The following is a 23,969-nucleotide window of genomic DNA, read 5'->3' as shown; positions in this document are numbered from 1 at the left end:
ATGTCTTATCTTACGAAAGCGATGCTGCTGGTCGGCGTTTTGGGCCTTGCTGCGTGTAACAACCCCGACCGATTTGGGGCGGGCGCTGGTGGTGCTGGCGGCGCGGGGGCTGGCGGTATTGACAGCCAAGGCCTTGGTGGCGCGAATGATCCACGGTCGGTGGCCTATTTCCAGCAAACGCTGGGCGATCGGGTGTTCTTTGCTGTTGATCAGAACACCTTGTCGGATGAGGCACGCCAGACCCTGACGGGGCAGGCACAGTGGTTGCAGACCAACAGCGATTATGCGCTTATCGTTGAAGGCCATGCCGATGAGCAAGGCACACGCCAGTACAACCTTGCACTGGGTGCGCGCCGCGCGTCTGCTGCGCAGAACTTCCTTGTGTCGCAAGGGGTTGCTGCCAGCCGTATCCGTACCGTTTCTTATGGCAAGGAGCGTCCGGTAGAGGTGTGTTCCACTGAGGATTGTTACAGCCGCAACCGCCGCGCGGTGACGGTTTTGTCGCTGGGCGCAGGTAGCTAAACGATGATGCGCGCGGGCTTTATGGCAATCGTACTGGTGGCGCTGCCACTGGCAGGGTTTGCGCAGGACCGCGCGCAAACCTTGGCCGATATTCGGCAGGAATTGACGGTTCTGAACCAGTCGGTGCAAAGTTTGCGATCCGAGTTGTCGACCACGGGCGGCGGTGCGACGGGCGGTTTTGGCGGGTCGATCCTTGACCGCGTTGATGCGATCGAAGCAGCACTTGCGCAGGTGACGGCCAAGACCGAAGACCTTGAGTTTCGGGTCAATAAGGTTGTCAGCGATGGCACCAACCGGATTGGCGACCTTGAGTTCCGGTTGACCGAGCTTGAAGGCGGCGATTTGGGGGCGATTGGTGCCACACCGACTTTGGGTGGTGAAACGGGTGGCGCGGCTGTTGTAGCGCCAGCGGTGCCAAGCGTGCCATCTTCGGGTGGTGGGTCGCTTGCAACCAATGAACAGGCAGATTTTGACCGGGCCAAGGGGGTGCTCGGTCAAGGTGACTTTCGCGGCGCCGCGGACCTCTTTGCGACCTTTGCCCAGACCTATACGGGTGGGCCCCTAACCGCGCAGGCGCAGTTTTACCGAGGAGAGGCGCTGTCCAATCTGGGTGAGACATCAGAGGCGGCGCGGGCGTGGCTGGAGGCGTTTTCGGGTGATATGGAAGGGCCAATGGCGGCGCAATCGCTGCTGAAAGTGGGCCAAGCGCTGGGGACATTGGGGCAGGGCCCTGAGGCTTGCGTGACCTTGCAAGAGGTTGGCGTGCGGTTCCCGACCGACCCTGCGGCTGTTGAGGCTGCGAATGCGGCGTTGGGGCTGGGGTGCCAGTAGACGATTTGACGGTAGAGGCGGAACGGGACGCGTTCCTGATGCAATCTGCGCAACGCCCGTTTTTAGGTAAGGAAAGACCCACCGGAGTCTCTGTTGCGGTTTCCGGTGGTTCCGATTCTGTGGGGGCGTTGCTTGTGATGATGCAGGTGGCGCGGATGCAGGGATTTACGCTGCATGCGGTGACGGTGGACCACGCGCTGCGTGACAGATCAGCAGCCGAGGCGGCGGAGGTGGCGCAGTTGTGCGCATCAATGGGTGTGCCGCATGCGGTGTTGGTTTGGCAACATGGCGCGGTGGCGGGCAACCTGATGGATGCCGCGCGGCGGGCGCGATACGGGTTGATGGCGGACTGGGCGGCTGGGCAGGGAATTTCCCATATTGTTCTGGGGCATACGGCGGATGACCACGCCGAGACGTTTTTGATGGGGCTTGCACGCAAGGCCGGGATTGGCGGATTGGTCGGCATGCAAAGCGGGTGGAACCAAGGCGGCGTGCGGTTTATGCGGCCGTTTTTGTCAGTCGAACGCAAGGATTTGCGCAGCTATCTGACACGCCGCGGCGTTTCGTGGATGGATGATCCCAGCAATGAAAATGACAGGTTCACGCGCATAAAAGCCCGCCGCGCGTTAAAGGCTTTGAAACCATTGGGGATCACAGTCGAGACGTTGGGCGATGTGATCCACAATTTGCGCATGGCGCAAGACGCGCTTGAAACTGCGGCCCGCGATGCGGCGATGCGGGTGTGCAGTGAACGGGCTGGCGAGGTGGTTTTTGACAGGCAGGCGTGGGACAGAACGGAACAAGACGTGCAGCGGCGGTTGCTGATTGCGGCGCTGCGCTGGATTTCTGGGGCGGGCTATGCGCCGCGCGGGTCTGGCGTGGATCGGGTGATGATGGCGATTGCGCAGGGCCATGACGCGACTTTGGCAGGTTGCCGGATCAGGGTTTCTGCGGCGGCGTTTCGGGTTGTGCGCGAACCACGGGCGGTTGCGGGGCTGATTTCGGTTGCGGGCGACGATTGGGACGGGCGTTGGCAAGTGGACGGGCCGTTTGCGGCGGGGCAGGAGGTACGGGCCTTGGGCCCTGACGGTTTGCGCCAGTGCAAAGGTTGGAAAGCCACAGGCCACAGTCGGGATTCTTTGCTGGTTTCGCCTGCGGTGTGGTATGATGATGTGGTAATTGCGGCCCCGTTGGCGGGTTTTCCGGCAGGTTTTGACGCGCGCATTGTCGCGCCTTTCAATCAATTTGTACTATCGCATTGAACAGTTGAAACTTATGTCTATTTTAAGTTCAAAGCTGATGCCCCTTTTGGTGCAGCGCGTGAAGGAGAAGCTTCGTGGGAAATGCACGAAATATCGCATTCTGGGTCGTCCTTTTGGTCTTGATCCTTGCTTTGTTCAACCTGTTCAGTGGTGGGCAAACGACAACATCATCGCGGTCGGTGTCATATTCCGACTTTATTGAACGGGTGGACGCAGGCGAAGTGGCCAGCGTGACGCTGGATGGCGAAACAATCACCGTGCGTGGCAAGGATGGCAAGGATTTCACTGTCATCAAGCCGCAAGGCGAAGATGTGACCGACCGGCTAATCGCCAAAGAGGTTGAGGTTGTCGCCAAGCCGCAGGAACAATCGGGGTTCTTTGGCCTGCTGTCGCTGTGGTTGCCGTTCCTTGTGCTGATCGGGATCTGGATTTTCTTTATGAACCGGATGCAAGGCGGCGGTAAGGGCGGGGCGATGGGCTTTGGCAAATCCAAGGCCAAGCTGTTGACCGAAAAGAATGGCCGCGTGACGTTTGATGATGTGGCAGGCATTGATGAGGCCAAAGAAGAGCTGGAAGAAATTGTTGAATTCCTGCGCAACCCGCAGAAATACAGCCGTTTGGGTGGTAAAATTCCGAAAGGAGCGTTGCTTGTTGGCCCCCCCGGGACCGGTAAGACCTTGCTGGCCCGCGCGATTGCAGGTGAGGCGGGCGTGCCGTTTTTCACCATTTCCGGTTCGGATTTCGTGGAAATGTTCGTAGGCGTGGGCGCAAGCCGCGTGCGCGATATGTTTGAACAGGCGAAAAAGAATGCGCCCTGTATCGTGTTTATCGACGAAATTGATGCGGTAGGCCGCGCACGTGGCGTTGGCATGGGCGGCGGCAATGATGAACGTGAACAGACGCTGAACCAGTTGCTGGTGGAAATGGACGGGTTTGAGGCGAACGAGGGTGTGATCATCGTGGCCGCGACCAACCGTAAGGATGTGCTGGACCCTGCGCTGCTGCGCCCCGGCCGTTTTGACCGCCAAATCCAAGTGCCCAACCCCGATATCAAGGGCCGTGAGAAGATTTTGACCGTGCATGCGCGTAAAGTGCCGGTTGGCCCCGATGTCGATTTGCGGATTATTGCACGGGGCACACCCGGGTTTTCGGGCGCGGATTTGGCCAACCTTGTGAATGAGGCGGCGTTGATGGCCGCGCGGGTGGGCCGCCGTTTTGTGACCATGCACGATTTTGAACAAGCCAAAGACAAGGTGATGATGGGGGCAGAACGCCGGAGCATGGTGCTCACCGCCGAGCAAAAAGAGCATACCGCGTACCACGAGGCGGGGCATGCGATTGTGGGCATGGCGCTGCCGAAATGTGATCCCGTCTATAAGGCCACGATTATTCCGCGCGGTGGTGCGCTGGGGATGGTGATGAGCCTGCCCGAGATGGACCAGCTGAACATGCACAAAGATCAGTGCAAACAACGGATTGCCATGACGATGGCCGGCAAGGCTGCCGAGATTATCAAATGGGGTGAAGAGGGCGTGTCGAACGGCCCGTCGGGCGACATCATGCAGGCCAGCGCTTTGGCCCGTGCGATGGTTATGCGCTGGGGTATGTCGGATAAGATTGGTAATATCGATTATGCCGAGGCGCATCAGGGCTATCAGGGGCAAACGGGCGGCTTTTCTGTTTCGGCCGATACCAAGAACCTGATCGAAGAAGAAGTGAAGGTTCTGATTGACGAGGGCTATGCGCTTGCCCGCAAAATCCTTTTGGAAAAAAATGAAGGATTCGAGCGTTTGGCCCAAGGTCTGTTGGAGTATGAGACGCTGACGGGCGATGAGATCAAAAAGGTCGTGGCCGGTGAAAAGCTGGGCGGCAATGATGATCATGACAAGCCGTCGGGAGGGGAAACTGCGTCGGTCGTGGCGATCCCCAAGACCAAACCCAAAGCGCCTAAGGGTGGGATGGAGCCTGAGCCGCAAGCCTGAGGGTTTTTGAACGCGCGAGAGCAAACGCCGTGGGGAAACCTGCGGCGTTTTGCACTTTGGCAACGGGATGAGAGAAAGCGTGGCGAATTTCGGGGCTTGGTAGGAAAGCGTTTGCTTTGGCGCTGTGCGCGCGGGATATGTTGCGGGCAAGCAGAGTGGAGCGGCACCTATGACCCAAAGCGATTGGAATCCGGAACGCTATGCGCGGTTTGGCGGGTTGCGTTTGCGGCCTGCGCTGGATTTGTTAGCGCAGGTGCCGGATTTGCCGGACGGTGCGGTGATTGATCTGTGCTGCGGTAATGGCGCGGTTGGCGGCGCTTTGGCTGAACGCTTTGGATGCGGTGCGGCGGGGCGGCAGCTGATTGGCATTGACAGCTCGCCCGCGATGTTGGCCGAGGCGGAGAAAACCGGGGCCTATTGCGACCTGCTCGAGGCGGACGTGACCGACTGGGACCCAGACACCAAGCCAGCGCTGATCTTTTCCAATGCGGCGCTGCATTGGGTCGGCGGGCATGAGGCGATGATGCCACGGCTGGCGGCGATGTTGGCACGTGGCGGGGTGTTGGCGGTGCAAATGCCACGGCAATGGGGCGCGCCATCGCACAGGTTTATCCGCGATATTGCTGCGGCGCTGTTTGCCGATCGTTTTGCCGATTTGCCCGAAACCCCTGTTTTGGCCGCTTTGAAATATTGGGAAATGCTGGCCCCCTTGGGTAAGGTCTTGGCTTGGGAAAGCGAATATGTGCAGCGACTGGAGCCGCAAGCCGACGGGCATCCGGTTCGGGCGTTCACGCAAAGTACGGCGATGCGACCCGTGTTGGAGCGCCTGAGCGAGGACGAGACGACCGCGTTTTTGCATGCCTATGATGCGGCGTTGGGCGCAGCCTATCCGCTGTTGCCGGATGGCGGGGCCTTGATGCCGTTTCGACGCGTGTTTTTTACCCTAACGGTGTGAGGTGCCATGCCCGCGTTGAAAAAGACCGATATTGTGGGGCGCGTGGTGTGGTTGGGCGTGGTGCCAGACCGTGGTGCAGCGCTGAACAGCCAAGCGGTGCCCGAGATTATGGCACGGTTTGCGGGCCCCGCGGGTGAGGCGCATGGCGGGTTGACGCGGGGATCGTGTAGCCGTGTCACCGAGCAGCACCCGCGCGGCACCGAGATACGCAATACACGGCAATTTGCGGTGCTCTGTGCCGAGGAGTTGGCGGTGATTGCTAAGGATATGGGGCTAGAGACCTTGGACCCCGCGTTGTTGGGCACGACGATGGTTGTTTCGGGGATCCCTGATTTTACGCATGTGCCGCCGTCATCGCGGTTGCAAGGCCAGAGTGGGGCCACTTTGGTGGTGGATATGGAGAACCGCCCGTGCAGTTTGCCGGCCCGCCCGATTGAAGGCCAGCACCCCGATAAGGGCGCGGCATTCAAGGCGGCGGCCAAAGGGCGGCGCGGCGTGACTGCTTGGGTGGAGCGGGAAGGGCTGTTCCGGCTGGGCGATGAAATTACCCTGCATATTCCGGACCAGCGCCGTTGGTGCGGTGCCTAAAGCAGCGACAGGACTGCCGCCGATATCAGCATTCCGATACCAAGAACTGTATTGAAGAAAAGGGCGATACGTGGCGTTTGCATAGAAACCTCCTGTGGCAGCATCCCTGAAGTAACGCACCCAGCTCCTTATGGTTTCGTTAACATGGCGTTTTTTGACCGTCCGAAATTGCAAAAAGTTTCTGCATTGACCAAGATTCTCTTATCGGAAACCAGCACTGGCGAATTTGGCGCGGGATGCGTCGGAAACGCCCTTTCTTGGCGCAAACGGACTGGCTACACCGATGCCAAGGCCCGATAGGGGTGGTTCACGCAGGGAGTGACGGACATCATGGCATTTAAGACCGATATTGAGATTGCGCGCGAAGCGAAGAAGCGGCCGATTATGGAAATTGGCGACAAGTTGGGGATTCCGTCCGAGCATTTGCTGCCCTACGGCCATGACAAGGCGAAGGTGAGCCAAGAGTTTATCGCATCCCTGGCGGATCGTAAAAACGGCAAGCTGGTTTTGGTGACCGCGATCAACCCGACCCCTGCTGGCGAAGGCAAGACCACGACGACTGTTGGCCTTGGCGATGGTTTGAACCGCATTGGCAAGAAGGCTGTGATCTGTATTCGTGAAGCCAGCCTTGGGCCGAACTTTGGCATGAAGGGCGGGGCGGCTGGCGGCGGCTTTGCGCAGGTTGTGCCGATGGAAGAGATGAACCTGCATTTCACGGGTGACTTTCACGCAATTACATCGGCGCATAACCTGCTGTCGGCGATGATCGACAACCACGTCTATTGGGGCAACGAGCTGGACATCGACGCGCGCCGTGTGGTGTGGCGCCGCGTGATGGATATGAACGACCGCGCGCTGCGCGATGTGGTGGTGAACCTTGGCGGAGTGGCGAACGGTTTCCCGCGCCAGACAGGGTTTGACATTACCGTGGCGTCCGAGGTCATGGCGATTTTGTGCCTGTCCAATGATCTGGCCGATTTGGAAAAGCGTTTGGGGGATATTGTTGTGGCGTATCGCCGTGACAAAACGCCGGTCTATTGCCGCGACATCAAGGCCGATGGCGCGATGACGGTGTTGCTGAAAGACGCGATGCAGCCGAATTTGGTGCAGACATTGGAGAACAACCCGGCGTTCGTGCATGGTGGCCCGTTTGCGAATATCGCACATGGCTGTAACTCGGTCATTGCAACGAAAACCGCGTTGAAGCTGGGCGAGTATGTTGTGACCGAAGCTGGTTTTGGTGCCGATTTGGGCGCTGAGAAGTTTATGAACATCAAGTGCCGCAAGGCAGGGCTTGCGCCCGATGCGGTGGTGTTGGTCGCGACTGTGCGGGCGATGAAGATGAACGGTGGCGTGGCCAAGGCTGACTTGGGCGCGGAAAATGTAGATGCGGTGAAAAAGGGGTGCCCGAACCTTGGCCGTCACATTGGCAACCTGAAGTCGTTTGGTGTGCCCGTTGTTGTGGCGATCAACCATTTTGTGTCGGATACCGAGGCCGAAGTGCAAGCCGTTAAGGACTATGTGAAATCGCAGGGATCTGAGGCGATCTTGTGCAAGCACTGGGCCCAAGGGTCGGCTGGGATTGAAGATCTGGCCAAGAAGGTTGTGCAATTGGCGGAATCGGGTGCATCGAACTTTGCGCCTTTGTACCCCGACGAGATGCCGCTGATGCAAAAGATCGAGACGATTGCAAAACGGATTTACCATGCGGATGACGTGCTTGCGGATAAGTCGATCCGGTCGCAGTTGAAGGCGTGGGAAGAGGCTGGGTATGGCCATTTGCCTGTGTGCATGGCGAAAACGCAGTATTCGTTCAGCACCGATCCGAACCTGCGCGGCGCGCCGACGGGGCATTCGGTCCCTGTGCGCGAAGTGCGTCTGAGCGCGGGGGCCGGGTTTATTGTGGTGATCTGTGGTGAGATCATGACGATGCCGGGCCTGCCACGGGTGCCAAGTGCCGAAGTGATCCGCCTGAATGCGGACGGCAATGTTGAGGGCTTGTTCTAAAATAATTGGGGGGGTGCGGACGCTGTGCCCCCCCGTCTTGTTTGATGATCTTGACCTGACTTGCCGAGCGGTTCGCAGCGGGCCCGATAGCAAAGACAAAGACAGGAAGAAGCGCCCAGCCGAGTGTGAGGCGATGCAAGATATTCTGGCCGAGAATGACCGACTGAATGTGGCGCTGATTGGGTTGTTGGCCCTGCGGGCGGGATTTATTGACCGCGCCGCTGTGGTAAAGGCGGTGGCAGTTGATTGGCTGGTCGATTGCGCGCGAAAAAACGGTATTGGGGGCGGATGCCCCAAAGGAGACAAAATGAGCGCGGTGATCATCGACGGCAAGGTATTTGCGGCCAAGGTAAGGGGGCAAGTGGCGGCGCATGTGGCGCGGCTGGTGGAAGAGCACGGGATCACGCCGGGGTTGGCTGTGGTTTTGGTTGGGTCTGACCCTGCGTCTGAGGTTTATGTGAAATCGAAGGGCAAGATGACGGTTGAGGTTGGCATGACCTCGATTGAGCATAAGCTGCCTGCGGACACGGCCGAGGTGGACTTGCTGGCGCTGATCGCCAAGCTGAACGCCGATCCGAAAATTCATGGGATTTTGGTGCAATTGCCGCTGCCGGCGCATTTGAATTCGGAGTTGGTGATCAACAGTATTGATCCGGCCAAGGATGTGGACGGGTTTCATATCTCAAACGTTGGCTTGTTGGGGACGGGGCAGAAAAGCATGGTGCCGTGCACGCCGCTGGGTTGTTTGATGATGCTGCGCGACCATCATGGCAGCTTGTCGGGGTTGAATGCGGTTGTGGTGGGGCGCAGCAATATTGTGGGCAAGCCGATGGCGCAATTGCTGTTGGGTGATAGCTGTACGGTGACGATTGCCCATAGCCGGACCAAGGATTTGGCCGCCGTGTGCCGTGGGGCCGATATTTTGGTGGCCGCTGTTGGGCGGCCCGAGATGATTACGGGCGACTATGTGAAACCGGGGGCCACGGTGATTGACGTGGGCATCAACCGGATTGAACGGGGCGGCAAAACGGTGTTGGTTGGGGATGCGGAGTTTGAGAGCTGCGCTGCGGTGGCAGGGGCGATTACGCCTGTGCCGGGTGGTGTGGGGCCAATGACGATTGCGTGCCTGTTGGCCAATACTGTGACGGCCTGTTGCCGCGCCAATGGGTTGGCCGAGCCTGAAGGTTTGACGGCCTAGGCCCAAAAAAGCGACGGTTTAGGCGGGGTCGACGGCGATCATCGTGGCTTGGAGGGCTGCGATGCACGTCTCGGCCCCGTTTTCATATGCAAAGACATCGGCGCGGACGACCGTAAGGCGGCGGCCTGCGCGCAAGACTTCGCCGCGCGCGATGAGGTGGTCGCCGCGCGCGGGGGCGAGGAGGTTGATTTTCGCCTCGACCGTCATCACCTCGCGGGTTTCTTCCATCAGCGTCAGGGCCGCGTACCCGCCTGCGGTATCGGCCAGTGCGAAGGTCAGGCCTGCGTGGCCGACCCCGTGCTGTTGATGCGCGAGGGGCAGGATGGGCGCGGTGATTTCTACCTTGCCCGGGGAAACGGCGGTTAGTTTTGCGCCAAAGGTTGCCATAAGGGCTTGTTTGGCAAAGCTGTCGTGAATGCGGTTGGTCATTTTACGGCTTTCGATAGCGGGATGGGAATGGCCTTTGTGCCTGTCAGGATGGCGATGGCGGGTTGGGTCAGCAAGCCTGCAAAGGCCGGATCATCGCACCAAAGCCCGCCGGTATAGGTGCCGTAAGCAGGCAGGATCAGGCGGTTTTGACCAAGCAGAAAACAGGGGCGGCTGCGGGATGCGAACCGCGCCTTTGGGTGGTAATGGCCAGAAATTTCGCCGGTGGCATCGAGTTCGGCGATGTGGCGGAAGGTGAGGGTTTCAAGTGTGAGCTGCATGCGGTCGGTGCCGCCGAGGCCCAGCGGTGCGGGGTCGTGGTTGCCTGCGATCCAGATCCAGCGGCGGCCTGCCATGAGGCGTATCAGCCAAAGGCGGTGCGGTTCGGCCAAGGTTTCGGCGGCGGTGGGATCATCAAAGCTGTCGCCCAAGCAGATAACGGTTGCGGGGGTTGTGGTGGCGATGTCGGCGTCGAGTTTGGTCAGGGTGTCTGCCACCTCATAGGGCGGGAGGAGTGCGCCGCCGCGCCGCGCCATGCGTTCGGATTTGCCCAAATGCAGGTCAGAGACGCAGAGCAGATTTTGTGCAGGCCAATGCAGCGCGCCTGAGGGCAGCGCGCGGAGGGAATGGCCGTTAAAGGTGAAAGGGTGGTATGTCATAGGCGGACGGTGGCGCAGGATGGGGGGCGTTGCAAGAGGGGCGAATGGTTGCCCCCATTGAGGGGGCGCGCATTCGCGGCGATCTCGCCGTGGGTGGGTTCTGTTCGGGAGGGATCGGGGGAGACGGTTTTTGAGTATTTTTGCAAAGATGAAATGGTGTAGGGATTTGGTCGCGTAGGGCTGGCGAGTGGGTTTTAGGTATTTTTGCCAAGATGAAGGCGGTGGGATTGGTTTTCGCTGAAATGTGTTTGTTTTGAGGGTTTTGGATCGGGCTTTGGGGCGCGGCGGTGGAATTGACCTTGGGGTCGTTTTGCTGGTTTTGGCAAGATAAAGCGGGTGTTAAAGCATTTCGACTTAAACGCGGTGTGAAATCAAAGATTTCGGCGCGTTATGTGATGGATGCTGAGTCACGTTAAAGTCGAAACGTTTTCGGTTGTGCCTGGATCCGTAAGGCCTGCGGCGGCCATGAGTTTGGCGGCTTCTTCCTCGACCAACCTATCCACCCCTTTGCCATCAACGGGAACGCGACCGCGTTCGAGGAACATCGGGAAGGCGAGGGGGGAGACATGCGCGAGGTGGTGGATGTCGATGCGCGATTGGGTGCGGGCCAGCAGATCCTCGATCCGGCCGAAATCGACCATGCCGCCCATCGCCTCGGTGCGGGTGATGCGCAAGAGCAGGTGATCGGGGTCATGGCGGCGCAGGGTGTCGTAAAGGATGTCGGAGGAAAAGGTCGCTTGGCGGCCTGAGGTGCGGCGGCCTTGGTTTTGGCGTTCAATCAGGCCCGCGATGGTGGCGGCATTGCGGAAGGTGCGTTTCATCACCGCGTTGCCGCCGAGCCAGTTTTCCAGCCCGTCGCGCAGGTTCTCGGGGTTGAGGAGGGTCAAAGGATTCAGCACGGGGTCCAGCCCCCAGATCATTGTGGCGTAGTCGGTGGCGACGAAGCCCAGGGGGGCGAGGCCTTCGTCCTCCATCCGTTTTGTCACCAAAAGGCCGAGGGTTTGCTGCGCGTTGCGACCTGCAAAGCCGTAGAGGACAAGGTGTTCGCGGCCATCATGCGGGAAGGTTTCAATGAGCAGGCGGTTCGGTGCGGGCAGTTGGCTTTGCGCGCGCTGGAGGGAGAGCCAATGGGCGGTGTGGCTGGGCAGGTTGGGCCAATCAGGTTGTTGGAAGATGCGCAGGACGCGGTCTGCGAGCAGGGTCGAGGTGGCGAATTTGGTACCGTTGAACACCGCGACCTTTGGCGTGCGGCCGGGGGTGCGGGTGACTTGGACGGTCAGGTCTTTGATAGACTCGAAGCGCACGATTTGGCCGCCGATCAGGAAGGTGTCGCCGGTGGTGAGGGTGGCGGCGAAGCTTTCTTCTACCTCTCCTAGAGGGGTGCCGCCCATGCGGGATTTCAGACGGACCTTTAGGGTTTCGGTGTCGATGATGGTGCCGAGGTTTTGGCGGATAAGGGTGGCGCTGCGGGGGTCGCGCAGAGTCCATTTGTCATTCCGCAGCATCAGGCGTTGCCATTTGTCATAGGCGCGCAGCGCGTAGCCACCCGTGGCGGTGAAATCGAGGCAGGCGTCGAAATCTGCGCGGGGCAGGGTGGCGTAGGGGCCGGCGGTTTTGACCTCTGCGTAGAAGTCGTTTGCGTCAAATGGGCCAGCGGCTGCGGTGGCCAGCAGGTGTTGGCACAGCACGTCGAGAGGGCCGGGCGCGCGGGGATCGCCGTCGAGGGTGTTGTCACGCACGGCCTCAAGTGCTGCGATGCATTCGACGACTTCAAAGCGGTTGGCAGGCACCAAAAGGGCCTTGGAGGGCGCGTTATAGCGGTGATTGGCGCGGCCGATGCGCTGGACAAGGCGTTTGACGTTTTTTGGTGCCCCGACTTGAACCACCAGATCGACATCGCCCCAGTCGATGCCCAAATCGAGGCTGCCGGTGCAGACGATGGCGCGGAGCTGGCCTGCGACCATAGCCCATTCAACGCGTTCGCGCTGTTCGCGTGAGAGGGAGCCGTGGTGGATGCCGATGGGTAGGTTATCGGTGTTTTTCAGCCAGAGAGCGTGGAAAAACAGTTCGGCTTGGGCGCGGGTGTTGTGAAAGATGAGGGTGGTTTTGTGCTGTGCCACTTGCGCAAGGATCGCGGGGATTGCGTAATGCGCGCCGTTGCCGGCCCAGGGCGGGGCGTCGGCGGTGTGGAGCATCTGGATGTCGGGGGCGGGACCCGGGTCGGCGTTCAGGATGTTGCAGCCTGTGGGGGCGAGGAAATGGGCCAGCGCAGGTGGGTTTTCCACGGTGGCCGAGAGCCCCACGCGGCGCAGGCCGGGGGCGAGGGTTTGCAGGCGGGCGATTTGCAGCATCAGCTGGTCGCCGCGTTTGCTTTCGGCCAGCGCGTGGATTTCGTCGATGATCACACGTTGTAGGCCACTGAATATGCGGGGGGCGTCTTCGTAAGACAAAAGCAGTGCAAGGCTTTCGGGGGTGGTGAGCAGGATATGGGGCGGGTCGGCACGCTGGCGGCGGCGTTGGGTATAGGAGGTGTCGCCTGTCCGGTCCTCAACCCGTATTGCCAGCCCTGCGCCCATGATCGGGGTGGACAGGTTGCGGCGGATGTCGGCGGCCAGTGCCTTGAGGGGCGAAATGTAGAGGGTGTGCAGGCCCGGCGCGGGGGTGGCCCCAAGTTCGGCCAAGGTCGGTAGGAATCCTGCAAGGGTTTTGCCGCCGCCTGTCGGCGCTATGAGCAGGGTCGCGGGTTTACCCGTGGCGCTGAGCATAGCTTTTTGGTGCGGGTGCAAGGACCAGCCGCGCGCGGCGAGCCATTCGGAGAGGGGGGGCGGGAGTATCATGCGGGTAAGATAGGGCGGCCACAGGGGCAAGCAAAGCCCCTGAATGCGCTTCATTTTGCTTGCTCTTGGCGATTGCCCCGCCTATGCCAGCGCTATGAGATTATTGTTTCTTGGCGATGTTATGGGGCGATCAGGGCGGGCCGCGATTACCGAGCGGTTACCGGCGCTGCGTGCTGAGTGGAAGTTGGATTTCGTCGTGGTGAACGGCGAGAATGCCAGCGGTGGCATGGGCCTGACGGGGGCGCATGCCAAGGGGATCTTGGACGCGGGCGCCGATTGTGTGACGCTGGGCGATCATGCCTTTGACCAAAAAGATATGTTGCAGTTTATTGAGACTGAGCCGCGTATCATTCGGCCGTTGAACTATGCCAAGGGTGCGCCGGGCAAGGGTGCGCGGGTGTTTACGGCCACGGGCGGGCGCAAGGTGCTGGTGGTGCAGGCGCTGGGCCAAGTGTTTATGAAGCGTCCGTTTGACGACCCGTTTTCGGCTGTTGAGGCGGTGTTGAAGGCCCATCCTTTGGGTGGAATGGTGAGCGCCTCCATCGTGGATATGCATTGCGAGGCGACATCCGAGAAAATGGCGATGGGGCATTGGTGTGACGGGCGCGCGTCTTTGTGTGTGGGCACCCATACGCATGTGCCCACGGCGGACGCTCAGATTTTGGCGCAAGGCTGTGCCTATTTGACCGATGCGGGCATGTGCGGTGATTATGACAGCGTGATCGGCATGGAAAAGCTGGAGCCGATGCGCCGCTTTATCACGGGCATGCCGAAAGCGCGGTTTGAGCCTGCAAGTGGCGTTGCTACTTTATCAGGCGTCTATGTGGAAACTGACGACAAAACGGGCAAGGCTATCCGCGTGGCGATGATCCGCATCGGCGGGCGGTTGCAAGAAGCGCGGCCCTGAGCACGCTTTGGGGCTGTTTTCGGTGCGACCACTCGGGCTAAACTGAACAAAATTAACAAAGGCGGACCCGCAGCGATGCTTGGCTTGGACCTTTCTGAAACGATGCAGGCTTGGCTGGCGATTGCCATTCTGTTTGGCATGTTGGTGCTGTTTATTCGCGAAACCTTTCCGGTCGAGGTGACGGCGCTGGCGGGGGCCGCCGTGATGTTGGTCACGGGTATTTTGCCGCAAGACGATGCCTTGGCTGTTTTGTCGAATCATGCGCCGTGGACGATTGCGGCGATGTTTGTGCTGGTGGGGGCGTTGGTGCGCACGGGAGGGCTGGACTGGGTGACGCGACTTGCGGTGCGCAATGTGGAAAAGCGCCCCGTCATAACCTTGGCGACTTTGACGCTTGCGATCGTCGTGATGTCGGCGTTTTTGAACAATACGCCGATTGTGGTGGTGATGATCCCTGTGTTCATGCAGCTGGCCAAGCAGTTGAAGATGTCTGCATCTAAGGTGATGATTCCGCTGTCTTATTTGGCGATTTTTGGGGGAACAATCACGCTAATTGGTACATCAACAAACCTGTTGGTGGACGGGGTGGCGCGGCAGATGGGGATGCAGCCGTTCGGGATTTTTGACATTTCCGCGCTTGGGATTGTGATGTCGGGCATCGGGATTTTGTATCTGTTTTTGTTTGCCCGCAAGCTGCTACCCACGCGCGAAAGCATGGGGATGTTGCTGGCCGACAGGTCCAAGATGAAGTTTTTCACCGAAGTGGCGGTACCAGAAGAGTCTGGGTTGATCGGCACCAAGGTGATGGATGTGGATCTGTTCAAGCGCGACAGCATGCGGGTGATTGACGTGCTGCGCGGCGATGCGAGTTTGCGCCGCGCGTTGGCGGGGGTGGAGTTGGAGGCCGGCGACCGTGTGGTATTGCGCACGCCGATGTCCGAGGTGCTGGCGCTGCAAAGCAGCAAGGATTTGCGGCAGGTGGATAAGCTGTCGTCGGTGCAAACCGAGACGGTAGAGGTGTTGATCACGCCGGGGTGCCAGATGGTTGGGCGTTCGCTTGGGTCGTTGCGGTTGCGGCGGCGCTATGGGGTTTATACGCTGGCGGTGCACCGCAGAAACCAGAATATCGGGCGGCAGCTGGATGATGTAATTGTGCAGGTCGGGGATACTTTGCTGTTGGAAGGGGCGGCGGCGGATATTCAACGCCTCGCGCTGGATATGGATGTTGTCGATATCGCGCAGCCATCGGATCGGGCCTATCGCCGTGGTCATGCGCCGATTGTGTTGGGGGTGCTGGTGGCTGTTGTTGGCCTGTCGGCGCTGGAGGTGGCCCCGATTGTGATTTTGGCGCTGATCGGGGTGGCGACTGTGCTGGTCACGCGCTGCATTGATGCGGATGAGGCATTCGGGTTTATCGAGGGTCGGTTGCTTGCGCTGATTTTTGCGATGCTGGCCGTGGGCCTTGGGCTGGACCATTCGGGCGCGGTCAAGTTGATGGTCGATGCCATTGCGCCGTTCATGCTGGGTTTGCCGCCCTTTGTGTTGGTGTTTGCGGTGTATGGTTTGTCATCGTTGCTGACAGAAATGGTGTCGAACAACGCCGTTGCGGTGATCTTGACGCCGATTGCGATTGGGCTTGGCACGTCACTTGGGGTGGACCCGCGGCCATTGGTGGTGGCGGTGATGTTCGGGGCATCGGCCAGTTTTTCCACGCCGATTGGGTATCAGACCAACACGCTGGTGTACGGGCCGGGGGGGTACAGGTTTACCGACTTTTTGCGGATTGGTGTGCCGTTGAACATATTGATGATGGTGGTGATGAGCACGATGATCCCGTGGTTTTTCCCGTTTTAGGGCCGCGTATTTTGAAGGATATTGAGATGAAAACGACCAAGTTGATGTTATGCGCCGTGCCGTTGGCTGTTTTGATGGGCTGTGTCGGCGCGCCCGGTTCGCCTGTTCCTGCGACAGCCCGCTTGAGCGCCGATCAGGTGACAGTGGGATTGTCGGATGGCAGCCAGTGTCGTGCGCCCATCGGGGCCGGGCGGATGGAGGGCTGCGGCAGCGGTTTTGAGTATCGTGTTGAATTGGTAGAAAATCCAAACCTGCTGCGCCGTCTTGTGCAAGGTGCCTTTGCGGCGCTGGGGACCGATGGGACATTGGCGCCAATGGGGCAGGTTACGTTGACGGATGACGCCGGGCGGATGTACCGTTTTGTGTCGCCTGTGCCAGTGCCGGACGGATCGGCCCGCAATTAGGGGCCGCCTTGGTGCAGCAGGGGGCGGGGTTGCGTATAGAGCCGGCGTTTGTGTATAGGGCAGGCATAGAGATTTCAGATTTCGGAGACCGGGTTCATGGCAGGCCATTCCAAATGGGCGAATATCCAGCACCGTAAGGGCAAGCAGGATAAATTGCGTTCAAAGATGTTTTCCAAGCTGTCCAAGGAAATTACCGTGGCAGCCAAGATGGGCGAGCCGGACCCCGACAAGAACCCGCGCTTGCGCCTTGCTGTAAAGGCGGCGAAATCGCTGTCGATGCCCAAGGATGTGATCGACCGTGCGATCAAGAAATCGCAATCTGGCGATGCGGCGGATTACACGGAAATCCGCTATGAAGGCTATGGCGCGAACGGGATTGCGATTATTGTCGAAGCGATGACCGACAACCTGAACCGCACCGCCAGCAACGTGCGCAGCTATTTCACCAAATCGGGCGGGAACATGGGGCAGACCGGATCGGTTAGCCACGGGTTTGACCGCGTGGGTGAGATTTCTTATGCAGTTGAGGCGGGCGATGCCGATACGGTGATGATGGCCGCATTGGATGCGGGTGCGGATGATGTTGTGTCGGATGAGGACGGCCATTGGATTTACTGCGCGATGGAGCAGTTGAACGATGTGTCGGACGCGCTGGAAAAGGCGTTGGGCGAGAGTTTGGAATCCAAGCTGATCTGGAAGCCGCAGGTTTTGACCGAGGTGGATCTTGAAACCGCGCAAAAGCTGATGAAGCTGATTGATTTGCTGGAAGAAGATGATGACGTGCAGGATGTGACGCATAACTTTGACATCCCCGAGGATGTTGCAGCACAGCTGTAAGCGGATTTGGATTGCTAGATTTTGGGCCCCCGGTTTTCGACCGGGGGTCTTTTTGTTTCAAGGCGGATGGATATTTAGGTCAAAGAGAATGGAGATTAATTGCTTGGTTTGCGCAGGTGGGGCGCGAAAGCGATGATGAGGAGGGCGAGGGCCGCGAGGGTCAGGAGGGCGAGCCGGAGTGAGGAGGCCTGGGCGAGGAAGCCGATGACGGGCGGGCCGAGGAGCAGCCCGCCGTAGCCCAAGGTGGCGACCGAAGCGATGGCGCGGCCCGGGCTCATGGTTGGGTCAGAGGCCGCGCGGGAGAAGGCGAGGGGGAAGAGGACGGCGTAGCCGAGGCCCATCAGGGCAAAGCCTGAGAGGGCAGTGGCGAGGTTTTGGGCCGCGACCACAGTCAGCACGCCGATGAAGGCGATGATTCCCGAGGTGCGGGCGGTTCTGACGGCCCCAAAGCGGCTGATGACGGGATCGGCGATCAGGCGCATGGCAAAGATCGCGATGGAAAAGGCGGAGTAGCCCAAGGTAGCTTGCGCCTCGGTCGTATTTAGGCTGCCGTTCAGGAATACGGCGCCCCAGTCTGCCACCGCCCCTTCGCCCATCGCAGAGGCGAAAGCGATTAGGCCGACAAATAGCAAAGCGCCAGTGGGGAAGGCAAAGAGGCTGCCCTTTTGTGCGCTACTGCGCGGGGATGCCCAAGGCGTGGAGGCGATGATAAGGGCGATGATGCCAAGCGCGGTGCTGGCAGTTGCAAGATGCAGGGGCACGCTGGTGCCCGCGCGTATGGCGAAATACCCGAGCGCTGCGGCAAGGCCTGCACCGAGGCTGAACATGGCGTGGAATGAGGCCATGATGGGCTTGCCTGCCGCCTTTTCCACCTCGGCCGCCCAGACGTTCATCGACACGTCCATCGCGCCATGGGCCATGCCGAAAAGGAACAAGGCGATTGCAAGCAGGGCGATGCTGGGGGCGATGCCCAGCAGGATAAGGGCGGCGCAATAGGCCAGCGCGATGGCGCGGGTGACGGGGGCCGCGCCAAAGCTGTCGACCATGCGGCCGGCGATGGGGAAAGAGACGATGGCCCCTGCAGCGAGGCAGAGGAGAAGTAGCCCAAGCAAGTTGTGCGTCAGGTCATGCGTGGCGGCTATGGCTGGGATGCGAGAGGCCCAGATGCCTAAGAGCGCACCGTTGAGAAAGAACATGGCGACAACTGCGGTTCTCGGGGTGCGTAGGGTCATCTGGGGCCTTTGGATTATGTCGTCCGTTTGGGTAATGCCGTGGGAGTTGGGGCAAGTACAGTCACAGTTTATGACAGGCTGACATGGCTGGGGTGCTGGTGTCAGGTTTTACAACAAATGTTTTGCGCTGGCTTGGAGAATGGCGCGTGTGAGCGGTGCTATGGCCGCCGCCGTGAGCCGCGCGAATTGCCAGTAAAGTGGCACATCGAGCGGGGTGTTTGGGGCAATTTCGACCAGCGTTCCGGCTGCCAGATGCGGGGCGACGAGGGGTTCTGGGTTCATGCCCCAGCCTAGGCCGAGGGAGGCCGCGTCGACAAAGCCTTGGGTCGAGGCAATGCGATGCGTTGGAAAGGAAATATTGGTGTTGGTGCCAAACTGCGTGGCGATCCAATCGCGTTGCAGGCGGTCTTTGTCGGAAAAGGTCAGCGCGGGGGCGCGCGCGATAGCGGCGCGGGTAAGACCATCTGGAAACCAGCGGGCGACAAAGGCGGGTGACGCGGTGGCGCGGTAGCGCAACACGCCCAAGGGCAGGGTGTCGCATCCTTGTAGGGGGCCCGCGTGGCCGGTGATGGCGGCGACCACCTCGCCGCGCCGCAACCAGTTTTGGCTGTGGTCCTGGTCATCAATCACGAGATCGAACAGCAGATTTTGGGTGGTTGCCAAGGCGGGCAAGACCCATGTGGCCAAGCTGTCTGCATTGACGGCAAGGCGGATGGTGGTGGGGTCGGGGCCCTGAGGGAGATCGCCTGAAAGGTTGGACTCCAGCAGCATCACATCCTCAAAATGCCGGATCAGGCGCAGGCCTGCATCCGTGGCGGTGCAAGGCTGGCTGCGGCGGATGAGGAGGGTTCCCATCCGATCCTCAAGCGCCTTGAGGCGTTGTGAGATGGCGGAGGGGGTGACGCCAAGGGCCGATGCTGCAAGATCAAAGGACCCACGGCGGTGGATGGCGGTGAGGGCGGCGAGTTGGTTATAGTCGAGCATTAGCCACGCTTATCTAACTGTATTAAGATTAATTTGATTGGGTGGAATGGTGTGAGGTAAGTCAAGCCCAAAGCAAGGGGGATTGGTATGGTGGGACTTGGGGATTTGACGGAATTGCTGCGTAGCATGGAACCTGTACTGCATGACGCGCCATATGGTTTTGGCCTGACGCAAGGGGCGGATTGGGTGGCTGGAGCCTTTGCTATGGTGGCCGAGGATGAGGGAATGACTGTGGTTGCGACCGAGGTTGTGTTGGTGGCGGCAGGGGTCGCACATCAGGGCGGGTGGGCGCGGATCAGCCTGACGGTGCATTCGGACCTTGCTGCGGTCGGGTTGACGGCGGCGATATCGGCGGCGCTGACCGCCGAGGGAATCAGTGCGAATATGGTTGCGGGATACCACCATGATCACGTGTTTGTACCGTGGGTGCTGCGGCATGATGCGGTGGCTGCGATGCAGGGGGTAAGCAATGTTTGAGGCGCTGGTCGCGGGGTATTTGGTTGCCATTAGCCTGATCGCGGCGATCGGGGCGCAAAATGCGTTTGTGCTGCGCCAAGGTATTCGGCGCGAGCATGTGGGCTGGGTGGTTTTTGTCTGTGCGGCGTCGGATACGGCATTGATCGCGGCGGGTGTGGCGGGGTTTGGGGCGGTGTCGAAAAGCGTGCCGTGGCTGGGCGATGCGATGCTGTGGGCAGGGGTTGCGTTCTTGCTGGTCTATGGCACGCTGCGGTTTCGGGCCGCGTGGAACGGCGGGGCCGCCTTGGTGCCCGCGGCCAATGCACCCGTGGCGTTGCGGCGGGTGGTGATGACCGTTTTGGTGCTGACATGGGCGAACCCCCATGTGTATCTGGATACGGTTGTTTTGATCGGGGCGATTTCGGCACAATACGCGCCACATGGGCTTAGCTTTGGCATTGGGGCTGCGGCGGCATCGGCCAGCTTCTTTACCGCGCTTGGCTATGGGGCGCGGTTGTTGGCGCCTGTGATGGCGCGGCCGCAGTCTTGGGTCGTGCTGGAAGTGATCGTGGGGGCCACGATGTGGGTGATTGCGGGGGTCTTGGCGTTTAGCTAGGGTTTTGCACGTGGTTTTGGGCCAGTATTCGCTGTTTGGGATTGGGCGGATCTTTTATGACGGGTGGCAAAACCCGCCGACCGTTCTACAGCAAGTCGCAGGGTGTGGGCGGGGTCAGTCGGTGAGGCTGCCACAACCTTGGCCTGTGCGCCGTGAGATGCCCTTGCCGCCGGGGGCGGTTTGGGGCTTTGTGGGGTGTATGAGAGAATCTCCTTCTAATCCGGTTGTTGGTGTTGCGTGGATGTTGGCCTCGGGGCTGTCGTTCGTCGTGGTGACGGGGATTGTGCGGTATTTGGGAACCGACCTGCCCGCTGCGCAATCGGCGTTTTTGCGCTTTGGCTGGGGGGTGGTGTTTTTGGCACCTGCATTGGTCACGCTGCGGCGGGTCGGTGTGCCAACGGGATTGGGGCGTACGATTGTGTTGCGCGGCGCTGTGCATACGCTGGCCGTGGTGCTGTGGTTTTACGCGATGGCGCGCATTCCGGTGGCCGAGGTGACGGCGATTGGATACCTGAACCCCGTGTGTGTGACGCTGGGGGCGGCGCTGTTGTTTGGCGAAAAGCTGGCTGTTCGGCGGTTGATTGCGATTGGCGTGGCGCTGCTTGGCGCGCTGATCGTGCTGCGGCCGGGGGTAAGGGAAATTGAGCCGGGGCATTGGTCGCAGCTGGGGGCGGCGATTTGTTTTGCGGGGTCATATCTGTTTGCAAAAAGCCTGAGCGGCAAGATGCCTGCGGGAGCCGTTGTGGGGATTTTGTCGGTGACGGTGACGTTGGGCCTGTTGCCCTTTGCTATTTGGGTTTGGGTGCCGATGTCGCTGGCGCAGCTGGGCTGGTTGGCCGTGGTGGCGCTGGCCGCGACCTCGGGGCATTATTGCATGACGCGGGCCTTTGCGGTGGCGCCGATTTCGGTGACGCAACCCGTGACGTTTTTGCAATTGGTTTGGGCCACGATGCTGGGCTTTTTCGTCTTTGGCGAGGCTGTGGACCCGTTTGTTTTGCTGGGTGGTGCGGTGATTATTGGTGCGGTCAGTTATATCACATGGCGTGAGGCGCAGTTGAAGCGCCGCGCGGTGACGCCGCTGGTGGGCGCGGGTAAATTGTGATTGTGAGGGGCGTTTAACATGCGGGTATTAATAACAGGCACGGCGGGTTTTATCGGCTTTCATCTTGCGCGATTGCTGTTGGCCGAGGGCGCTGTCGTGCATGGTTTCGACGGCATGACCGATTATTATGACGTACGCCTGAAACAGCGCCGACATCAGGTTTTGTTGCAAAACGCAGGCTTCACTGCGACCGAAGGGATGCTGGAAGATCAGGCGCTGTTTGACCGTGTGGCGGATGCGTTTGCGCCCGATATCATCGTGCATTTGGCGGCCCAAGCGGGGGTGCGCTATAGTATCGAAAACCCGCGCGCCTATTTGGACAGCAATGTCATTGGGTCGTTCAATGTGATGGAGGCGGCGCGGCGGCTGGGAGTGCAGCATTTGCTGATGGCGTCGACCTCGTCCGTTTACGGGGCGAATGACAAGGTGCCTTATGCGGAAACGGACAAGGTCGAGTCGCAGATGTCGTTTTACGCGGCGACCAAAAAGGCCAATGAAAACATGGCCCATGCCTATGCGCATATTCACGGGTTGCCGATCACGATGTTCCGGTTTTTCACGGTTTATGGCCCATGGGGGCGGCCTGATATGGCGCTTTATAAGTTTGTGGATGCGACCTTGGATGGCCAAGCGATTGATGTTTATAATTATGGCGAGATGTACCGCGATTTTACCTATGTGACTGATTTGGTGCGCGGAATCCGGCTGTTGATGGACGTAGCGCCGCAGCGCCCTGTGGATGGAGTGGTACCCGAAGGCGATAGCCTGTCGCCCGTGGCGCCCTGGCGGGTGGTCAATATCGGTAATTCGACATCGGTAAAGCTGACCGATTTTATCGATGCAATTGAGGCGGCGCTGGGCCTGAAAACCACGCGCAACCTGATGCCGATGCAAGCCGGTGATGTGCCGCGCACCTGGGCCGATGCCAGCCTGTTGCAGCGATTGACGGGCTATAAGCCAGAAACCGATGTGCAGACGGGTATCCAGCATTTTGTGGATTGGTATCGGGAGTATTCCGGAAAATAGCTCTGCGTTCAGAGCTGAAATCGCTTAATAAAGTCACATAAGCTGATTTATCGTTTGCCGTTGCAACCTGTGCGGTGGTACGCCCTTTTTGCCGCGACTATCGTGGCCGAGGAATCAGGCTGGGAGCAGTTATGCGATTTGGACCTATCTGCGCGCTTTTGATCGCAGCGGTATCGCTGATGGCTTGCGGTTTGCCGCGCGGTGCGGCCTTGTCATCCGAGATTTTGCGCGAAAAAGATGCCAAAGAGCCGACATTTTCGGTGATAGGCGTCAGCCGCAGCAATATGGACCAATTGGCAAAGTGGCCGCGCACGGGTGGTGGTGGCGGGCACGGGTGGATCGGGGCCAAAGCGGGGCCTGCGAGTTCGGCTATCCGGTCGGGTGATACGGTGAATGTGGTGATTTGGGATAGTCAGGAAAATTCCTTGCTGGCCGCAGGCGGGCAGAAAACCGTGTCCTTGGCACCCACACAAGTATCGGCCACGGGCACGATTTTTGTGCCCTATCTGGGTGAGGTGGTGGTGAACGGCCTGACGCCCGATGCCGCGCGGGCCGAGATTCAAAAGGCGTTGGAGCCGATTGCGGCATCGGCGCAGGTGCAGCTTTCGGTGGAACCGGGCGCGCGCAATACAGTTGATTTGGTCAGCGGTGTGGGCAAACCCGGCAGCTATCCGATGCCCGACCGGAATTTTTCGATCCTAAGCCTGCTGGCCCAAGGCGGGGGGATTGCGCCGACGTTGAAAAACCCGTTGGTGCGGTTGATCCGTGATGGCAAGACCTATGAAATTCGGGCGAATCGGTTGTTGTCGGATGCCAGCAAAAACACCACTTTGCGCGGCGGCGATAAGGTGATCGTGCGGGCCGATGATCGGTATTTCACGGCGTTGGGCGCCACGGGTACGGAAAGCCTTGTGTACTTTGACCAAGATCACATTACGGCGCTTGAGGCGATGTCGCTGGTTGGGGGCATCAATGACACTCGCGCCAATCCCAAAGGTGTATTGATTTTACGCGAATATCCGGTGCGGGCGTTGCGGGCGGATGGGATAAAAGGACCAGTGATGAAGCAGGTCGTGTTCACCTTTGATTTGACCACCGCAGACGGCTTGTTCGCCGCGCGGAATTTTCAGGTGAACCCCGATGATAGCGTGCTGGCGACTGAATCCCCGCTGGCTACGGCCAATACGGTCTTTGGCTTGGCGCGGTCGGTCGTGGGGCTGAACAATTCGCTGTAAACCGCTGGCGTTTGTGGCAGGTCTTTGGCAGGCTTGGCAAAGCAACGTG

Annotated in this window: 22 protein-coding genes; 17 read left to right on the top strand and 5 right to left on the bottom strand. The window is 59.7% G+C overall.

What is annotated here, in order from left to right; translation table 11 throughout:
• From pal to folD, 8 genes are all read left to right on the top strand, one after another.
• Positions 1-522 (top strand): peptidoglycan-associated lipoprotein Pal, encoded by a 522-nt coding sequence (pal, locus tag G560_RS0111205; protein ID WP_022704404.1) that lies wholly within the window; start codon positions 1-3, stop codon positions 520-522.
• 6 nt (positions 523-528) lie between these two features.
• Entirely contained in the window at positions 529-1,353 is an 825-nt protein-coding gene (ybgF, locus tag G560_RS0111200) for a tol-pal system protein YbgF (protein ID WP_028914006.1), read from the top strand.
• The gene (gene tilS / locus G560_RS0111195) at positions 1,344-2,615 is read left to right on the top strand and encodes a tRNA lysidine(34) synthetase TilS (protein ID WP_022704402.1); all 1,272 of its coding nucleotides are present in this window, start codon (positions 1,344-1,346) and stop codon (positions 2,613-2,615) included. The genes ybgF and tilS overlap by 10 nt, the downstream gene beginning before the upstream one ends.
• A gap of 74 nt (positions 2,616-2,689) precedes the next feature.
• Positions 2,690-4,597, top strand: a complete 1,908-nt coding sequence (ftsH, locus tag G560_RS0111190) for an ATP-dependent zinc metalloprotease FtsH (RefSeq protein WP_022704401.1) — start codon at positions 2,690-2,692, stop codon at positions 4,595-4,597.
• A 169-nt stretch (positions 4,598-4,766) separates the two neighbouring features.
• Complete coding sequence (locus G560_RS0111185) at positions 4,767-5,552, top strand: methyltransferase domain-containing protein (RefSeq protein WP_022704400.1); 786 nt, start codon at positions 4,767-4,769, stop codon at positions 5,550-5,552.
• Between the two features lie 6 nt (positions 5,553-5,558).
• Positions 5,559-6,140 (top strand): MOSC domain-containing protein, encoded by a 582-nt coding sequence (locus G560_RS0111180; RefSeq protein WP_022704399.1) that lies wholly within the window; start codon positions 5,559-5,561, stop codon positions 6,138-6,140.
• A gap of 330 nt (positions 6,141-6,470) precedes the next feature.
• Positions 6,471-8,147, top strand: coding sequence for a formate--tetrahydrofolate ligase (locus G560_RS0111170; RefSeq protein ID WP_022704397.1), 1,677 nt, complete (start codon positions 6,471-6,473; stop codon positions 8,145-8,147).
• 307 nt (positions 8,148-8,454) lie between these two features.
• A complete protein-coding gene (gene folD, locus G560_RS0111165; protein WP_028914004.1) occupies positions 8,455-9,345 on the top strand; it encodes a bifunctional methylenetetrahydrofolate dehydrogenase/methenyltetrahydrofolate cyclohydrolase FolD in 891 nt (296 codons plus the stop codon).
• Positions 9,346-9,363: 18 nt separating this feature from the next.
• Here folD and G560_RS0111160 read toward each other — a convergent pair whose 3' ends face one another.
• The 3 genes from G560_RS0111160 to G560_RS19075 all read right to left on the bottom strand — a co-directional run bounded on the left by G560_RS0111160 (position 9,364) and on the right by G560_RS19075 (position 13,267).
• Complete coding sequence (locus G560_RS0111160) at positions 9,364-9,774, bottom strand: PaaI family thioesterase (protein WP_022704395.1); 411 nt, start codon at positions 9,772-9,774, stop codon at positions 9,364-9,366.
• Complete coding sequence (pdeM, locus tag G560_RS0111155) at positions 9,771-10,430, bottom strand: ligase-associated DNA damage response endonuclease PdeM (RefSeq protein WP_022704394.1); 660 nt, start codon at positions 10,428-10,430, stop codon at positions 9,771-9,773. Before pdeM ends, G560_RS0111160 begins: the two co-directional genes overlap by 4 nt.
• A 407-nt stretch (positions 10,431-10,837) precedes the next feature.
• On the bottom strand, positions 10,838-13,267 hold the full coding sequence (locus G560_RS19075; protein ID WP_050525295.1) for a ligase-associated DNA damage response DEXH box helicase: 2,430 nt from the start codon (positions 13,265-13,267) through the stop codon (positions 10,838-10,840).
• Between the two features lie 94 nt (positions 13,268-13,361).
• Between G560_RS19075 and G560_RS0111145 the strand changes: the two genes are divergently transcribed.
• The 4 genes from G560_RS0111145 (at position 13,362) to G560_RS0111130 (ending at position 17,269) form a co-directional block, all read left to right on the top strand.
• Complete coding sequence (locus tag G560_RS0111145) at positions 13,362-14,174, top strand: TIGR00282 family metallophosphoesterase (RefSeq protein ID WP_028914003.1); 813 nt, start codon at positions 13,362-13,364, stop codon at positions 14,172-14,174.
• 75 nt (positions 14,175-14,249) lie between these two features.
• Positions 14,250-16,028 (top strand): SLC13 family permease, encoded by a 1,779-nt coding sequence (locus tag G560_RS0111140; protein WP_022704391.1) that lies wholly within the window; start codon positions 14,250-14,252, stop codon positions 16,026-16,028.
• 26 nt (positions 16,029-16,054) lie between these two features.
• The gene (locus tag G560_RS0111135) at positions 16,055-16,432 is read left to right on the top strand and encodes a hypothetical protein (protein ID WP_155947243.1); all 378 of its coding nucleotides are present in this window, start codon (positions 16,055-16,057) and stop codon (positions 16,430-16,432) included.
• 96 nt (positions 16,433-16,528) lie between these two features.
• Complete coding sequence (locus G560_RS0111130; RefSeq protein WP_022704389.1) at positions 16,529-17,269, top strand: YebC/PmpR family DNA-binding transcriptional regulator; 741 nt, start codon at positions 16,529-16,531, stop codon at positions 17,267-17,269.
• A gap of 95 nt (positions 17,270-17,364) precedes the next feature.
• On the opposite strand, the gene G560_RS0111125 is transcribed toward G560_RS0111130, so the two are convergent.
• Together G560_RS0111125 and G560_RS0111120 are read right to left on the bottom strand one after the other, a co-directional pair.
• Positions 17,365-18,501, bottom strand: a complete 1,137-nt coding sequence (locus tag G560_RS0111125; protein WP_022704388.1) for an MFS transporter — start codon at positions 18,499-18,501, stop codon at positions 17,365-17,367.
• Positions 18,502-18,609: 108 nt separating this feature from the next.
• On the bottom strand, positions 18,610-19,485 hold the full coding sequence (locus tag G560_RS0111120; RefSeq protein ID WP_022704387.1) for a LysR family transcriptional regulator ArgP: 876 nt from the start codon (positions 19,483-19,485) through the stop codon (positions 18,610-18,612).
• 87 nt (positions 19,486-19,572) lie between these two features.
• Between G560_RS0111120 and G560_RS0111115 the strand changes: the two genes are divergently transcribed.
• From G560_RS0111115 to G560_RS0111095, 5 genes are all read left to right on the top strand, one after another.
• Complete coding sequence (locus tag G560_RS0111115) at positions 19,573-19,962, top strand: ACT domain-containing protein (protein ID WP_022704386.1); 390 nt, start codon at positions 19,573-19,575, stop codon at positions 19,960-19,962.
• Entirely contained in the window at positions 19,955-20,557 is a 603-nt protein-coding gene (locus tag G560_RS0111110; protein WP_022704385.1) for a LysE/ArgO family amino acid transporter, read from the top strand. Before G560_RS0111115 ends, G560_RS0111110 begins: the two co-directional genes overlap by 8 nt.
• Before the next feature lie 199 nt (positions 20,558-20,756).
• Complete coding sequence (locus tag G560_RS0111105; protein ID WP_028914002.1) at positions 20,757-21,659, top strand: DMT family transporter; 903 nt, start codon at positions 20,757-20,759, stop codon at positions 21,657-21,659.
• Between the two features lie 18 nt (positions 21,660-21,677).
• A complete protein-coding gene (locus G560_RS0111100) occupies positions 21,678-22,685 on the top strand; it encodes a GDP-mannose 4,6-dehydratase (RefSeq protein ID WP_022704383.1) in 1,008 nt (335 codons plus the stop codon).
• 131 nt (positions 22,686-22,816) lie between these two features.
• A complete protein-coding gene (locus tag G560_RS0111095) occupies positions 22,817-23,920 on the top strand; it encodes a polysaccharide biosynthesis/export family protein (protein WP_022704382.1) in 1,104 nt (367 codons plus the stop codon).
• The last annotated feature ends 49 nt before the right edge of the window (positions 23,921-23,969 follow it).

The organism is Pseudorhodobacter ferrugineus DSM 5888 (genome assembly GCF_000420745.1).
Classification (GTDB): Bacteria; Pseudomonadota; Alphaproteobacteria; order Rhodobacterales; family Rhodobacteraceae; genus Pseudorhodobacter; species Pseudorhodobacter ferrugineus.
The sequence above is the reverse complement of the archived record's forward strand: the minus strand, read 5'-3'. Positions and strand labels throughout refer to the sequence as shown.